Below are 15,691 nucleotides of genomic sequence, written 5' to 3'. Positions count from 1 at the left end.
TAAACCCTTTCAAGTTTTATAGGATAGGTTTTGTTTGCATTCCACTGGCAGACGTATATATTCTTATCGTCGTCTATACAAACATCATGACAGTGATTAAAAAGAGGTACATCTTGAACCATCATTTGCAACTCTCCCTTTTCATAAACCGGTGCCGTCCCGCCAGGTTTGAAATTACTTTGTTATCCTTATCTAAAATGGTAACAAAGCCTGAATCTGGCGTTTGCTCTAAATACTTTAACCTTGACCAACATACTCCAGAATATAAATTCTCGCCATCTATAACTGGCCTACAAACAAAAGCTCCGGGTAGAAAAATACTAGATAGGTACTTGCCATCCAGACTATAGCGTTTAAAAGAATTGTGTTTTCTAGAGGTACACAACAACGTAATATTATTTGGATCTCTATCATCTATAGTAACACCATGAGCCGTACTGAACAAATGATCTTCAAAACCACGACCTCCAAATTTTCGGATAAACTCTCCGTCTTTGGAGTATTGTAAAATGAAATCAGAACCATACCCGTCCGCTACATAGATATCTCCGTTGGGACCAACGGCGGTTTCGGTAGGCCGATACTTTTGGTCTTTTTCATACACACCTATTTTGTGCGGATTTGGCAACTCCATAAGTACCTTACCGTCTACCGTAGTCTTTAGAATAGCTCCGTCGTTATCAGTTATATACAGCATATCAACTTCACCTTCCTTGGACAAGGTTAGGCCGTGAGCAGATTTCAAATCATGTGTCCACGTTTTTAATAGTTTACCAGACTTGTCATAAACAATAACATTGTTTTTAATCTCATCCGTTACCATAATAAGTCTGCCCTTAGAATCCATCACCATTTCATGGCAATTTTTTACTGGCGTATTTGCAGGATTCAGGTTTCCCCATTCTTTATGGACGCGATATGTAAAATCGCCATGCCCTATAATTTGCTCGGAAAATTTTGGCTTATTTATAATCCCAAAACTATATGTGGGTACGGTTAATGCGGCGCTTGCAAAAGCGGACTGTTTAATGAAGTTTCGTCTGGAGTTTTTCATTCAGGTATTTTTTAGTTGCAGCAATACTATGAGCTCCTCAAAAATACCTAACTACTTGTTTTACAAGGTAGACTAATTGTGCAAAAGGGTGCACTTTTTGTGTATCACTTACACTTAATCTATTTATTGGGGACGTAATGTGACGGTGGATGTCCAAACTCTTTTTTAAAGATTCGGCTGAAATACCTATTGTCATTATACCCCACCTTAAAGGCAATTTCCTTTATACTTAGGCTACCATCTTGTAGCAAGGGCATGGCTTTAGATAGTTTATAGGTGTTGATATATTCAATTACAGTTTTACCGGTAAGGGCTTGAATTTTTCTGTACAATTGCGATCGTCCAATGGCCAATTCATCGCACAGAAAATCAATTGAAAAATCTGAATTTTCAAGGTGCTCATCAATAACTTCATTGACCTTTACTAAATACTGATCTACTGAAGATGTAGGTTCTAACAACTCTTCTTTTTGATATTTTTTGATAAGTTGGTGCCTGCTTTTTAGACGGTTCTGGATTTTCATTTTGATCTCCGAGACATTAAAAGGCTTTTCAATATAATCTTCAGCGCCCGTTTCCAGCCCTTTCAACTTGTTTTCCAAGCCCGTTTTGGCTGTCAAAAACATTAACGGAATATGGGCCGTCAATTCATTTGCTTTTAATTGATTTGCTACTTGAATTCCATCGAATAAAGGCATCATAATATCACTTATTACAATATCCGGAATATGTTCTAAAGCCAGCTGAAAACCGTCCCTACCATTATCGGCTTGAAGAATAACATACTCTTCGGATAACTCTGTCGTTAAGTAATTCCTGATATCCTCATTATCCTCAATGAGTAATACAACGGTTTCTCCCGATGTTATTTCTGCAGGTGGCACAATCGTTTCGTCAACACTAGTTTCGTAATCTTTATATCCTATAGGCAACGTTATGGTAAAATGCGAACCTATGCCCTCTTCACTCTTTAGCGCTATGCTTCCGTTATGCAACTTTACCAATTCCGATATTAAAGAAAGCCCTATACCACTGCTATATCCCTTATTAGGGTTTTCATCTAACTGATAGAAACGTTCAAAAACTTTCTCTTGGTATTTTTCCGGAATACCTGCTCCGTTGTCAATTACCTCAATGCGGAGACTTCCCTTCTTTACTTTATCATCTTTATCAATTTCAAGATTTGCATAAGATGCCTTTAAGGTAATTTTTCCGTTTTTTGCCGTAAACTTAAATGCATTGGAAACCATATTGCTTACCATTTTTTCAATAACATCTTCATCAAAATAAAGCGTATAATCCGTTTCAGGAGCATCACATTTAAAATTGATATTCTTTTCCTTTGCCCAATACTCATAGGCGGTGTACATGTTGGTGCAGACCAAAAGTTCATCATGTGGTTTAATCCGTAGTTGCTGATTTCCTTCCAGTTTTCTAAAATCCAGAATCTGATTAACGAGTTCCAACAAACGGTTGCTATTCCTGTGCATCATCTGCAACACCTTGGTATCTGGCTTGGTGCCTTTACGAATGTACTTATCTAACGGAGAGGTAATAAGCGTTAATGGCGTTCGTAGCTCATGGGAGATATTGGTGAAAAACCGCAATTTCATCTGCGCCAGCTCTTCAAATTGATACACGCGTTGTTTCTCTATTTCAAACATATTTTTTGTCCTCTCTCGCAGTAAGAAAAACCGAAAGCCCCAAACCCCTAATAAAACTACTAGAATACCGGCAAGAATCTGAACCCACAGTCGCTCCCAAAACGGCGGAGTCACCACAATGTTCAATCGTTTTAACTTATCCGTCCAAACGCCATCTTCATTGGTAGCCTTTAAGAGAAAAGTATAGTTACCGGACGGTAAGTTGGTATAGGTAGCCCGTGTGCCGTTGGCCATGGTCCAGTCCTTATCAAAACCCTCCAGCATATAGGCATATTGGCACCGTTGCGTATTCTCGTACTGTATGGCCTGAAAACCGAGTTCTATCTTTTGGTCTTTATAAGACAACTGCAGATGGTCCTCTACCTCAATACTCTTTTTTATGTAATCGCTCTTAGGTGAAACCAGTTCATTGTTCACCCATAATTTAGAAATATAGACCGATGGTGTTTTGGTGCTGGGCACTACCTTTTCCGGGTCAAAAGTCATTAATCCCGCGTTGGTAGAAAAAACCATATGGCCCTTATCCGTAACCGAACTGGAAATATTTATTTTCTGCGAAATGAGTCCGTCCTGTTCATTTAAAATACGGACTACATTGTTCTTCGCATCCAGTTTTATAAGTCCGTTTCTTGTACCCAACCACAAATTTCCTTTGCCATCTTGTTCAATACTATTAATTATCCTATCCTTCAGGAGGCTATTATCATACTGAATAAACAAATCTTTTTTCGGGTCATAACTACAAAGCCCGGAGTTGGTACCCACCCAAAGGGTACGGTCCGCATCCTCAAAAATTACATTTATAAAATTGTTGTTTACGGTAGCGGTATTCCCAATTTCGTGTCTGTAGTGTACAAATTGGTTTTTCTTGGGCAGATATCGTTTTACCCCATCACCATTGGTCCCGATCCAAATTTGATTTTTATAATCTTCAAAAAGTTCATTGGCACGATGAAAATATCCTATACCATTAGGATCATTGGGGTCACAGTCAAAATACACGGTGGTATCCGTTTTGGGGTCGTAGATACGTGCACCCAGAACCTCGCCCGTCCAAACCAGTCCGGCACTGGTTTCTAGAAGACCAAAAAGTTCGGCAGGTTTTCTAGCGGTTTTGGACAGCGTTTCTCCCGCTTCGGTAAATTGATAGATAGAATTGGTATCTGCCGCCCAAATGGTTTCCTTATCATAGGAACTCATATATGTTCTATGAACAAAGCCTTTTAGCGTCCTAACGAGTGTATGGGTAGCTTTGTCATAAATGGTAATGGTGCCCTTGTTAAACACCCAATAATTGTTATTTGTTTTTAGAATCTTTCCACTTACACCAGACGCTATAAACGGCACAAAAATGACTGATGATTTTTTAATGTGAAAAAAATGGCCTGCTCCATCCAAAGCCCAAGAATCTTCTTTGGCAGGGTTATGGAATATTTGCCGTATGTAAAAAGACCCTTCATTAAACCGCTCGTTCAGCGCTATTAATTTCTTGGTCTTAAAATCCGAATCTATGATAGCAATTTGGTCACGGTAGGCTATCCAGCAATTCTTCTCATTATCCGGCTGTATGGCACTTACCCAATTCTGTGGCAAGTCTAGTGTATGAAACTGGTTCTTTTTATCTACGGTAAACAGCTTACCGCTAGAAACAATAAGGTCATTATAAAAACCTAAAACGGGATACGAATGCGAACCTCATGGTATATTTTTAACAAGACGCGTGAATTTTCCCGTATTGGGATGAAAGATGTTCAGCCCGATCCACGTACCTATAAAAAGACGCCCATCCGGACTTTCCTGTATGTCCAGTACGTTGTTATGGCTAATACTTTCAACGTCTAATGTGTTGTGTTGGTATCTCTTAAAAGTTCCCGTTTCCCGGTCCATTAAGTTTAATCCGCCACCATCCGTGCCAATATAAAAAGCTTTGTCCGCCGTTTCATAAATTACCCTAACTTCATTAAAACTAAGGCTCTCCGGGTTATTTTCGTCATGTATAAAACGCTGGAAACGGTCATATTCTCGGTCATATTTCAATAACCCTCCGCCATAGGTACCCACCCATAAAACTCCGGCACTATCTTCAAACAAATAAGAAATATGGTTGTCCGTAATGCTGGTCTGCTCGAGCTCATTTTTACTGTAATTCTTAAAATTACCTCCATCAAAACGCCATAGACCGTTAGTGGAAGCTATCCAAAGAAAACCATAGCGGTCTTCTAAAATGTCTTGAGCCTCCGTTTCTATGGGTAATTGAAAATGAGTGATCTCAAAATTACTCACATTCCCCCTGGCCGCAGACCACAGTAGAAAAACCTAGGGTACAGACCGTTAGAAACAGAAAGAAAAAATGAGAAATTCTAAGCATGTTTTGAATATAAAGCAATTCTCATGAAAGGTAAATTAATTTTATTTTTTATAATCGAATAATTCAAATTAGCTCTCTTTAGCGTTACGAAAATCGACTAAAGTACAAACTAAGCTTATAGGGTTAAAATAGTGCCGACGCTTGATAAAATTGGAAAATGGATTCACACAATTTTAAGGTTAATTTGTAATCGGTCCAAAATATTGTTTTGTACTTCTTATTATAACCCTCTTCTAAATCGTTTTATAAAACTCGATAAAAATGAACATTCGCATACTCGCTCTTATCTGTGTTGGACTTTTATTTAGCTGCAAGAATACTACAACTCCCGTAGAAAAAGAAAAAGAAAAGCAACCCAATATTCTATTTCTTGCTATTGATGACCTTAGACCGGAATTGGGTGTGTACGGTTCTGATATTGCCATTACTCCAAATATTGATGCCTTGGCCCAAGACGGACTTCGCTTTAATAATGCCTATTGCCAACAAGCTATTTGCAGCCCATCTAGAGCAAGTTTAATGACAGGCGCACGACCCGAAACCATTCAGGTTATTGAAAACTTCACCTATTTCAGAGATAAAAATCCGGATATAATAACGCTTCCCCAGCATTTTAAGAACAATGGCTATGAGGCGGTTTACACCGGGAAAATCTATCATGGGAAATATAACGACCCTGAGCTTTATGGAGTAGAGAACCCGTTAAGATGAATAAAACCGATGTAAAATTCGGATTCAAATTACCGGAAAATATAAAAATGCAGAAAGAGAATAGCGCTGCCATGGTTGCTAAATACGGAGAGAAAGCACTAAGAAACGGACTTGGCAAAGGTCCTTCATACGAATTTGCCGATTTTCCCGATAACGCCTACGAAGACGGATTCAATACCGAATTGGCCATTGCCACCATGAAAGATATGCTTCAGGAAAACCCTAAAAAGCCCTTCTTTTTAGGAATGGGAATGAAAAAACCGCACTTAGATTGGATTGCCCCAAAGAAATACTGGGATATGTATGATGAGGCCGAGATAAAACTTGCTTTACAGGACAGTGCTCCCAAAGACGGAGCCACCATGGGACTACATGCTTCTTTTGAATTGCGGGCAAGAGCCGGCATTCCCAAAAAAGGAGATATATCTCCAGAGCAGGCCATAAAATTGAAGCATGCTTATCTAGCTTGTGTAAGTTATGTAGATGCGCAAATAGGTAAGATGCTCAGTGCTCTTGACGATGCCGGGATCAAAGACAACACCATTGTTATTCTGTGGAGCGACCACGGCTGGCATTTAGGTGATATGGGCATTTGGGGGAAAGCTACCAATTATGAAATTGCCACAAGAGTCCCCTTAATTATCTGGACACCGGATATGGCAAAAGAAACCAGAGGAAAATCTACCGATGCCCTCGTAGAGCTTGTGGACATGTACCCTACGCTATGTGAGCTTGCTGACATTTCCAAGCCCAACACTTTAGAAGGCCAAAGCTTTGCGCCTTTACTTTCCGATCCTGAACAAGAATGGAAAACAGCCGTTTTTTCTCAATTCCCTACACCAGCATTGCGCGAGTGGGCTGCCAACCCATTATCCAAAGGAATGCGGGAAACTTCTTTTGGTCCGTTAATAGAAGAGGTTGAAGGGCGTATTAAAAAACAACAAGGCAAAAAATGGGACCGTGACCTTTTTGAAAACCGACTCATGGGCTATTCTATGCGGACTAAAAATTATCGATTTATAGTTTGGAAAGACTATACGGATGCCACTGCTGAACCGGTTTTTATAGAACTTTATGACCATAACAAAGACCCATCAGAAACGGTAAATATTGCAAAGGAGAATCCTGAAATTGTAAAAGATCTTCTGACACAATTCAATAAAGGTTGGAAAGGAAATAGGGCAAAAGTAAATTAAACAAGAGCTTAATATCTCTTTTAAAGAAAGTGACCTATACTACAATAATAAGAGCGAAGATAAAATAGAGTACAACCACTATAATTTTCCTTCGCTTTTCTTTGCTTTAGCCAGCGCTCGTTTCTTTTTGTAATGTTCCTTGTTCGCTACATAAATCGTTTTTTTTACTTCACAGAAAACAGTATTCCGCTCAGCGTTCATTAAGCGTGTAGTCTTTACAATGTCTATCTCATCTTCCTGCGCTACCCTTAATTTAATTTCGTCTATTTCTTCCTATTGTATTCAAAATCTGCATAAACATCCTCCTTTGCAGGTCTTTTGAAAGCTATCTCCGCAGATTTGTCCCAAACCACAAAATCGCTACCCAAAATATTAATAAGCTGTACCATAGGTATCGGATCCACTGCTGAAAAAAGACTCCCACCAAAGATGGTGCTTACGTAATTTCGGTTCTTATAACTTATAGGCAGCTTAATGGTAACCTTTTTAAGATCCTCGGAAACATGCTTAATTCTAGCAGTGCTTCTGCGGTACATAGGCGAAAGATTAAAACCATGTTTAAAGATGATATGCTTGCCTATAAAACGTGAACCGAAGTCCGATAAGTTGCTGTAAAATGACATTTTAATTATTGTACTTGTTAAGGTTAACTGACAACAAATTTATCACTCTAAATGAGTTAAAAAAAATAGGGGATACTGACGGCATTATTTTCTATACTAAACTAGAATTGTAGTACTGAGCTACATATTAATTATCTGTCACCTTTATACTTAGTGGCTGATTTAAACGCCCTGCATAACTCTCAATGACTTTTTCAGGGTTTTCTGGACCTACCGGAAAGATTAAATAAGCATTTTTTTCATAATACTGACTTCCGCCCGGAAAAGTCTGAATAGTATCAGATAAAACTCTATTCCAATATCTACCGTTATTTGAAGATTTAGTAATCTTAGTGTATGGATTATGCATTGGTGAAGGCCCTCCTTTAGTATTTGTGTTATCATACTGAAGACGTATTGAACCAAAGCCGTAACCTTTTTCCAAATTATAAAAAGCCAACCAAGGCGCATCATCAGTAACATGATTTTCTTCTAAAACATCTAGTTCATCAGAATATAGATTTAATCGTTTAATTGTACCGTTTTTTTGAGCGTAGGCGAGATGAGTAAAGAGACTATCCATGGTCATTTCATCATTCCGTAAGAGATTTAGTTCCACTTCTTTTTGAACCGAAATCATAGACTCAAATAAAAAATAGGGTAGATTATCATAAAACTCATAACGTCCTTCAATTAGAATTTCCGGTACACTATCCGTGATACCTGAGCGCTCCTTAATTACGCGATACTTTTCTAGTTCTATATGATTTCTAGAATCAGGCCGTAAATCTTCTAAATTGAAATAAAACTCTGAACTACTTTTAGAAAAATTAGGAGCCCAATGCATTGCAATATGGCTTCTTTTTAAAAGCTTATTTTTGAAGTTCTTCAACTCTATTCCATTTACTTGTCCGCCGCGTTTATCATCCTCTGTACTAAAAGTAGCTTTATAAAACTTATTTTCTACAGCAAGATTGTCTTCGGATAGCATTCGCCGAACAGGTAATGAACTCTTGTTTTTTTCTTGAATACTAATATTGAATTTTTTGGATTGATTGGCTGTAACCGCAACTGGAAAAATAATTGAATATTCAAATCGTTTTTCAACTTTATTAAAAGCAATATCGTCCACCGGTATTACAGAACCATCCTCTGAATCAATAGCTACGAACACCTCATCCTCCTTTAATTTACTACCTAAACTAATTGTTGGGTTTACATATTCTAAAGGACGGTCTAAGCCTGCAGTTTCAGAAACAATAATGACAGGCATCCTTTCTGGTGTAGAACAACCAGCAATCAATACGATTAAAATAATGTATTTAATTAGATTTCTCATTCTTAAACTAATTCATTTATAACACAGGAATTATGGTTTAGGAATCGCATAATTACCATCTTCCAATGGTGCATTAGGCATTTTCATATCCCAAGAAAATTCAGAAGGGACTATACTTAAATTAGAAGCTTTGGCCTTTTCTAAATCAATAATTTCACCGGATTCAATTGCCATTCTACCCATTATGGTAGTCATAGAGCTTTCAGCACCATACTTAGTATTATTTACATAGGGTTTATTTCCTAAGATTGCTCCAATAAACTCATCTTGTTCTATTTGAGAAGACGATGGGTCATCTTTATCTCTGTATCTCCAAAGCGAATTTCCTTTTAAATCAACCATCTGGAAACGTTCATCGGCCTTACCTTTTGAACCTTGAATATTAAAACCCAACCTATTGGCACAATTATCCATTTGTCTACACTGCACATGTAGTTTTGTACCATCGGCATACTCATATTCTACATAATGATGGTCAAATATTTCTCCATGGTCTGGTCCTTTAAGCATTGCCCTACCTCCCATTCCACTTGCTTTGATGGGATAATCTTTTTTAACCCAATTAATTACATCAATTTGGTGAATGGCCTGACCAGCAAGCTGACCGCCCCATAACCAATTAAAATAATGCCAATTGCTAATTTGATATTCCAATTCCGTTTGACCTATACTTTCGAGGATGTACCGTGGCCAAGCCAATGTTATAATACACATCCATAGAAAGAACGTCTCCTATCTCTCCTGCATGAATTTTTTCCACCATTTTGTTGAGCGCAATTTCATAACGGAATTGCAGACCAACCACAACATTTAATTTCTTCTCTGTTGCCAACTTTCCAGTTTCTATAATCCTTCTGTATCCAGGACCATCAACAGCCAATGGCTTTTCTAGAAAAACATGCTTGCCCGAAGCTATGGCGTATTCAAAATGATCAGGTCTAAAACCAAGGTGGTGTTGCCAAAATTACCGCATCACACTCATCAATAACTTTCTTATAAGCATCTAAACCTAAAAACTGACGCTCTTTTGGGACACTGACCTGTGCTGGAAAATCTTTAGAAACCCTTTGAAAACTATTATCCAACTCATGTTGAAAAACGTCTCCCATTGCTACTAACTCAACAGATTTTGATGCCGTCAAAGCTTGAAATATAGCGCCGGTACCACGACCTCCACAGCCAACTAAACCCAGTTTTATTTTTTGTTGTCCAAAGACATTAGCATTTGAAAAAACAGGAAGATGACTGAAAACCATCCCGGCTGCTACTGTTTTTGAAGTTTGCTTTATAAATTTTCTCCGTGGATTAGTTTTCATATGCTTCTCTATTTATTATTCTAAAAATTTTGAATTATAGTTTAAAATGCTTTCTTATTTACAGTCCTTTCAACCAATTTTCTATGTTATCCCTAACAAAATCATCATCGTTCAATTGGGGGTAATCATTATAAACTCTACTGATTTCTTCATTCTGACCTATAGACAATTTTTCATTTTCATCTAAACACCAAATCCCTTTTAAAAGTCCCTGTCTTCTTAGCACCTCATGAAGACCTGCAATACACCCTTCAAAATTATTGGCCGAATCAAAAAAGGCTGCATTGCTATCTGTAACTGCTATATTTAAGGTCATTGCTTCTTTGGGTATGGTGGTCCCTGATTCTTTTATTCTGTGAATTTCCTCTAAAAGAGAAACAGCCTTATTCGTCCAAACAGCCCAATGCCCTAATAACCCTCCGACAATATCTTTTTTGAAGACTTTTTCCCCAACAGTTATATTATAAGTTGTTAAAAGGTCAGCTACTATATTATCATCATTACCTGTGTATAACGCAATTTCGTCACAGCGTGATGAAGCGCATACGGCGCGTATCACTTCTAAAGTTTGATACCTATTAAACGGCGCCATTTTTATAGCTTGAACATTTTCAATCTCCGAAAAGGCCTTCCAAAAATTATAACTCAAAACCCTACCACCCACTGCTGGTTGTAGATAAAATCCGAATACGGGTATGATTTCGCTAATTTTAGCTGCTCGTTCCAATAATGCCTCTTCTGACCAATCTCCTAAGCCATTTGTACTTACCAAAACAATATCATAACCTAATTCTGCACAGATTTTAGCCTCATTCACAGCTTGTTCCGTATTACCGCTAACGCCAGCTACTTTTATAAAAGGGCGGTCTAGATTAGCTATTGTAATTTCCTCAATAGCCAGTTGCAATACCTTTTTATATAGGTTGATTTGTGGGTCTCGTATTTGGAATTGTGTTGTATGAACACCTATTGCAATACCTCCTGCGCCTGAAGCCATATAATATCTGGTCAACAATCGTTGACGTTTCTCATCTAGCTCACGACCTTCTGTCAATGCTAGCGGATGGGCAGGAATTACAGTACCTTGATGCAATAATTTTTTTAATACAGGATTTAAAGTCTTCATATTAACTATCCACTGATTTGATTTAAAAATCTCCTTTTCGTTCTTGAAAATGCGTTGGTTTACCTAATTGCTCCCCTCCAATTTTAACCCAATTAGCTGTCCACTGTATCATATCTTGAAGTGAGAGGTAATGGGTTTTCCAAATAAGCTGTAAGCCTCACTGGAGTTATTCAATAAAGCCGTTTCTGCAGGCTTATTTTCAAAAATGGGTTTAATCTTAAGTAATTTACCAAATTCTTCTGCTAACCATTGTATTGATATGGTTTCCGGGCCGGTTACATTCAGTTTTTTAGCTGGTGATTCGCAATGTAAAAGGGAACGTATAGCATATTCATTGGCATCTCCTTGCCAAATGACATTGGCAAAACCCATACTTAAGTTTATAGGCTTCTGCTCCATTACCGCCTTTGCTATTTCTAACAAAACACCATACCTAAGATCTAGTGCATAATTCAATCTGTACAAAAGCATTTTTGTTCCGTTTTTAATAGAAAAATGTTCAAATACACGTTCGCGTCCTAAACAAGATTGCGCATATTCACCAATTGGCGAAGGTTTTACTTCCTCCGTAGCACCACCACTTTTAATAGGCAGAAATGGATATACATTACCCGTAGAAAAAACAACTATTTTTGATTCTTTATATCTTTCCGAAACTCTACTATAAGGTAAGCGTTCATCGCCCAAGTAAAATGTTCATTACCCGATGTACCAAATTTGTTACCCGCCATGTAAATAACGTTTTCAACTTTTGGAAGCTTCATTAACGCTTCATCATCCAATAAATCTACCTTGATACATTCAATACCAAAATCGGTTAATTCTTTATATAGAAGTTGATTTGAAAAGCGAGAAGCACCTATTATTCTTTTAGTGATTCCTGCAGCATCAACTGCTATTTTTGCAAGCTTTGCTAAGGTAGGCCCCATCTTTCCTCCCAAGCCTAAAATCATTATATGCCCTTCAATTTTACTGATATCTTCTATCAATCGTTTTGAAGGTTTAGAGAGTTGTTCCTCTAATTCGGCTATTGTAGCTATCATAGATTTCTAATTTATTTAATAAATATGTTATAGGTATTAGCCCCTGCTAATAGAACAAGCATTGCCAACCCTAAAATCATAATAATATTCAATGTTGAACTTAATTTAAAAAAGTTTTTTGATGCTCTATCCCGTGCTATCATAAAAATCATGAAGCCTATTACCGGAACAACTATAATGGTAAAACCTTGAGCCATAATAATAAGCTGTATCGGTAAGTTTCCAAAAATAATAGCAACGGCTGCACCGATCAATATGACCGACATTATCACATACCGCACATTTTGAGACTCTAACTTTCTACCAATATTTAGTGCATCTGATAATAAAACACCGCCCAAAGTTGCGTTCCCGATTAAAGAAGAAAAAGAAGCCGCAAATAAACCGAACATAAAAATCACAGTGGCATAACTTCCAAAAATTGGTTCTAACGCTTTACCCATTTCTGCTGCCGAATTAACTTGAATACCTTGTGGATAAAGGACAGAAGCTGCAACTAACATAACTGTAGCTGTTATTACTCCCAAAATAAATACACCGGACAGGCCTTCTCTTTCATGTGATTTAGACTCACTCTTATCCCACCCTTTTTCTTGGACTAGATACGACTGATAAAATGCTCCCGCAATTGAAAAACTGGATGCTACTAAAGCCAGAGCCAAAAATTCTGAACCAGTTGGTAATTCAAAATGAAATTGTTGTACTAAGATTGAAATATTAGGCTTTGAAATTATTAGAGTAAGTACAAATGAAACGAGCATTAAAACAACCATGCCAATCATAATTTTTTCTAGAATCTTAAAAAAAGATTTAAAAAACAATAAAATAATTGCAATCACGGAAAAGGTAATTACCCAAGGTACAGGTGATACATTGAACATTTCACCGAACACCATACCAGCGCCTATAGAGTTACCTGCCTGAAACGAAGCGGCTACTATAAAAAGACCAACACCAATAACAATACAAATTGTATTGCCATATTTTTCACGTATTAGTTCAATAAGTGTTTGTTTTGAACTTAGGCCAATTCTAGTAGAAACAATGGTGAAAGCCGCCATAAAAAGAACACAAATGGGCACTATCCAAAGTAGTCTAAATTCATAATTAGCTCCAATTTTAGAACCTATTGCTAAACTTCCTGGACCAAGGACTAATGCAGCTGTTATAAAACCAGGCCCTATGAGGTTAAGTATGTTTTTCTTTTTTCTATCTGCCATTTAAAATTTAACTCATTTATTATTTCTGACTAGAACCTCATGAGATAAGGCTTTTTGCTGCAATACCTAAAAGTAACATTAAAAACAGAATAACCTTTAATTTGCATTTCACAAAAAATCGTTGCACTTTTCTAAGTGGCATTTATTGAGTTTTCACATCCAAAATTTTATTGAATATTGAAGTAAAGGTATTTTGAGGAAGTAATAACCTTTAAAGAATTTTTAGAATGATGAATATATTACGCATTAGCTTTTTAGTTTTAATTTTTGGCTTCGTTTCTAATAGCGCATATGCAGAATTAGACTGCCCAATACAAAGTGATGGCTATAATATCACCAATTATGGTGCAAAAGGTGATGGAGAATTTTTAAACACAAAATCTATTCAAAAAGCCATAGACGCCTGTGCTTCAAAAGGAGGTGGAAAAGTAATTATCCCAGCGGGAGTTTTTAAATCAGGGACTATTATTTTAAAGAGCAACGTTGAGTTACATTTTGAACATAATTCGGTTTTACTTTCCAGTATTAATGTTGCTGATTTTCCATTACAACCTATGCCCAAATACCGATCGCACAAAGACCAACTTGGCGGATTTAATGCTCTTATTTATGCCGAAGGCCAAGAGAATATAGCTTTGACCGGTAGTGGCACAATAGACGGACAAGGACCACTTCATACCCCCATGCCCAACCCCTATGCAGGTGACATTGACGGTAGGCCTAGAAATATCCTTCTAATTTCCTGTAAGAATATAAAAGTAGACGGATTACGAATGCTCAATGCCTCCATTTGAAACCAACATTATCTAGACTGCGAAGACCTTTTTATTTCTAACATTTATGTCTACAGTCATGGAAGCCGAAATAATGATGGTATTGATATTGACGGGTGCCGCCGTGTTGTGCTCTCAAATAGTATCATTGATTCAGATGATGATGGTATTGTTTTGAAAAGTACAGGTGCAGCTGCTTGTGAAGATATTGTTATTACCAATTGCGTAGTCAGTAGTTTTTGCAATGCTATAAAAGCAGGTACAGAAACCACTGGCGGCTTTAAAAATGTTTCTATAAGTAATTGCGTAATAAAGCCCTCAAAAGAAAAAGGGAAACCTATTTGGGATACGCCACGTATAGGTGTATCTGGCCTTTCGCTTATGATTGTAGATGGTGGCACACTAGAAGGTTTTACCGTAAATAATTTAACTATTCATGGCACTGAATCTCCCATTTACATTCGTTTAGGCAATAGAGCACGACCTCATACGCCCGGAGCTGTGGTAAATACTATTGGCGAAGTAAAAAATATTTCAATCAGTAATGTAGTTGCTTACGATGCGGGCACATGGGGTTCGTCTATTACAGGGCTTCAAGGACATCCAATCAAAAATATATCTCTGAACAACATTCAGCTTTTCTCTAAAGGCGGACTTAAGATGGGAGATTTTAGTACTACCGTTGAAGAAGATGAAAAAGGGTATCCGCATGCAATTACCTATGGTAATTTACCAAGTCATACATTGTATGTTAGGCATGCAGAAAACATATCCTTAAACAATGTTACCATTGGAACAGAGTCACCAGATTCAAGGTTTCCTATTATAGTAGATGATGTAGATGGCCTTCAAGTAAGAAATATAGTCTGGAAAAATGCCGATGAAACAAAACCATTGGTTAAAGGAAAAGGAATTAGTAATCATGCTGTTGAAGCCCCATTAGGATGGACAGACGGAGATTATTTTGACTTAATGGATGAGTAAATTTCCAATAGTATAATTGGATGGAAAGAAAATATAAAAATGCGAACGATAATTTCAACTAGGCCGATTGCTGTTTTTTCAAAAAAGGGGGAACATTTAATATCATTCTATCATAAACAACAGTAATTGACCTTTTTCAAACTTCCTATCAGACATATATCGTCCGCATTTTAATGAACTAAATTGTGATTTCTTTAATTTGCTTACACCAAAATTACAGCATCGTTCTAATTGAAATTTGATATTTTCGGTGAGTACCGTTTATCTACACTTGAAACCTAATTACCTATAGACG

General features: G+C 37.3%; 16 protein-coding genes. 4 read left to right on the top strand and 12 right to left on the bottom strand.

The window, feature by feature from the left end:
• Positions 1–121: 121 nt before the first annotated feature.
• The 3 genes from Q5W13_RS16095 to Q5W13_RS16085 form a co-directional block, all read right to left on the bottom strand.
• A complete protein-coding gene (locus Q5W13_RS16095) occupies positions 122–1,054 on the bottom strand; it encodes an NHL repeat-containing protein (RefSeq protein ID WP_368662277.1) in 933 nt (310 codons plus the stop codon).
• A gap of 119 nt (positions 1,055–1,173) precedes the next feature.
• Entirely contained in the window at positions 1,174–4,311 is a 3,138-nt protein-coding gene (locus Q5W13_RS16090; protein WP_304443705.1) for a hybrid sensor histidine kinase/response regulator transcription factor, read from the bottom strand.
• Positions 4,312–4,413: 102 nt separating this feature from the next.
• Positions 4,414–5,001, bottom strand: coding sequence for a ligand-binding sensor domain-containing protein (locus Q5W13_RS16085; RefSeq protein WP_304443704.1), 588 nt, complete (start codon positions 4,999–5,001; stop codon positions 4,414–4,416).
• 346 nt (positions 5,002–5,347) lie between these two features.
• On the opposite strand from Q5W13_RS16085, the gene Q5W13_RS16080 reads away from it, so the two are divergent.
• Both Q5W13_RS16080 and Q5W13_RS16075 read left to right on the top strand, forming a co-directional pair.
• The gene (locus Q5W13_RS16080; protein ID WP_304443703.1) at positions 5,348–5,797 is read left to right on the top strand and encodes a sulfatase-like hydrolase/transferase; all 450 of its coding nucleotides are present in this window, start codon (positions 5,348–5,350) and stop codon (positions 5,795–5,797) included.
• Positions 5,794–6,993 carry a sulfatase gene (locus Q5W13_RS16075; RefSeq protein WP_304443702.1) on the top strand — a complete coding sequence of 400 codons (1,200 nt, stop codon included), beginning with the start codon at positions 5,794–5,796 and terminating at the stop codon, positions 6,991–6,993. Before Q5W13_RS16080 ends, Q5W13_RS16075 begins: the two co-directional genes overlap by 4 nt.
• Before the next feature lie 263 nt (positions 6,994–7,256).
• Here the strand turns inward: Q5W13_RS16075 and Q5W13_RS16070 are convergent, their stop codons facing one another.
• The 9 genes from Q5W13_RS16070 to Q5W13_RS16030 all read right to left on the bottom strand — a co-directional run bounded on the left by Q5W13_RS16070 (position 7,257) and on the right by Q5W13_RS16030 (position 13,639).
• Complete coding sequence (locus Q5W13_RS16070; protein ID WP_368662276.1) at positions 7,257–7,616, bottom strand: DUF4442 domain-containing protein; 360 nt, start codon at positions 7,614–7,616, stop codon at positions 7,257–7,259.
• Positions 7,617–7,743: 127 nt separating this feature from the next.
• A complete protein-coding gene (locus Q5W13_RS16065) occupies positions 7,744–8,934 on the bottom strand; it encodes a hypothetical protein (RefSeq protein WP_304443701.1) in 1,191 nt (396 codons plus the stop codon).
• Positions 8,935–8,964: 30 nt separating this feature from the next.
• On the bottom strand, positions 8,965–9,588 hold the full coding sequence (locus tag Q5W13_RS16060) for a Gfo/Idh/MocA family protein (protein WP_304443700.1): 624 nt from the start codon (positions 9,586–9,588) through the stop codon (positions 8,965–8,967).
• Positions 9,572–9,814 (bottom strand): hypothetical protein, encoded by a 243-nt coding sequence (locus tag Q5W13_RS16055; RefSeq protein ID WP_304443699.1) that lies wholly within the window; start codon positions 9,812–9,814, stop codon positions 9,572–9,574. Before Q5W13_RS16055 ends, Q5W13_RS16060 begins: the two co-directional genes overlap by 17 nt.
• 58 nt (positions 9,815–9,872) lie before the next feature.
• Positions 9,873–10,250, bottom strand: coding sequence for a Gfo/Idh/MocA family oxidoreductase (locus tag Q5W13_RS16050; protein WP_304443698.1), 378 nt, complete (start codon positions 10,248–10,250; stop codon positions 9,873–9,875).
• A gap of 58 nt (positions 10,251–10,308) precedes the next feature.
• Positions 10,309–11,376 (bottom strand): dihydrodipicolinate synthase family protein, encoded by a 1,068-nt coding sequence (locus Q5W13_RS16045; RefSeq protein ID WP_304443697.1) that lies wholly within the window; start codon positions 11,374–11,376, stop codon positions 10,309–10,311.
• Between the two features lie 108 nt (positions 11,377–11,484).
• Positions 11,485–12,063: an NAD-dependent epimerase/dehydratase family protein gene (locus Q5W13_RS16040; protein WP_304443696.1), complete on the bottom strand. Its 579-nt coding sequence runs from the start codon at positions 12,061–12,063 to the stop codon at positions 11,485–11,487.
• The gene (locus tag Q5W13_RS16035) at positions 12,003–12,419 is read right to left on the bottom strand and encodes a hypothetical protein (protein WP_304443695.1); all 417 of its coding nucleotides are present in this window, start codon (positions 12,417–12,419) and stop codon (positions 12,003–12,005) included. Before Q5W13_RS16035 ends, Q5W13_RS16040 begins: the two co-directional genes overlap by 61 nt.
• A gap of 11 nt (positions 12,420–12,430) precedes the next feature.
• On the bottom strand, positions 12,431–13,639 hold the full coding sequence (locus tag Q5W13_RS16030) for an Nramp family divalent metal transporter (RefSeq protein ID WP_304443694.1): 1,209 nt from the start codon (positions 13,637–13,639) through the stop codon (positions 12,431–12,433).
• Between the two features lie 227 nt (positions 13,640–13,866).
• On the opposite strand from Q5W13_RS16030, the gene Q5W13_RS16025 reads away from it, so the two are divergent.
• Positions 13,867–14,433 carry a glycoside hydrolase family 28 protein gene (locus Q5W13_RS16025; protein ID WP_304443693.1) on the top strand — a complete coding sequence of 189 codons (567 nt, stop codon included), beginning with the start codon at positions 13,867–13,869 and terminating at the stop codon, positions 14,431–14,433.
• 108 nt (positions 14,434–14,541) lie between these two features.
• Positions 14,542–15,396, top strand: coding sequence for a glycoside hydrolase family protein (locus Q5W13_RS16020; RefSeq protein ID WP_304443692.1), 855 nt, complete (start codon positions 14,542–14,544; stop codon positions 15,394–15,396).
• Positions 15,397–15,691: the final 295 nt, after the last annotated feature.

Source organism: Zobellia laminariae, from assembly GCF_030553095.1.
Lineage (GTDB): Bacteria > Bacteroidota > Bacteroidia > Flavobacteriales > Flavobacteriaceae > Zobellia > Zobellia laminariae.
This window is presented reverse-complemented; position numbering and strand designations above follow the sequence as displayed.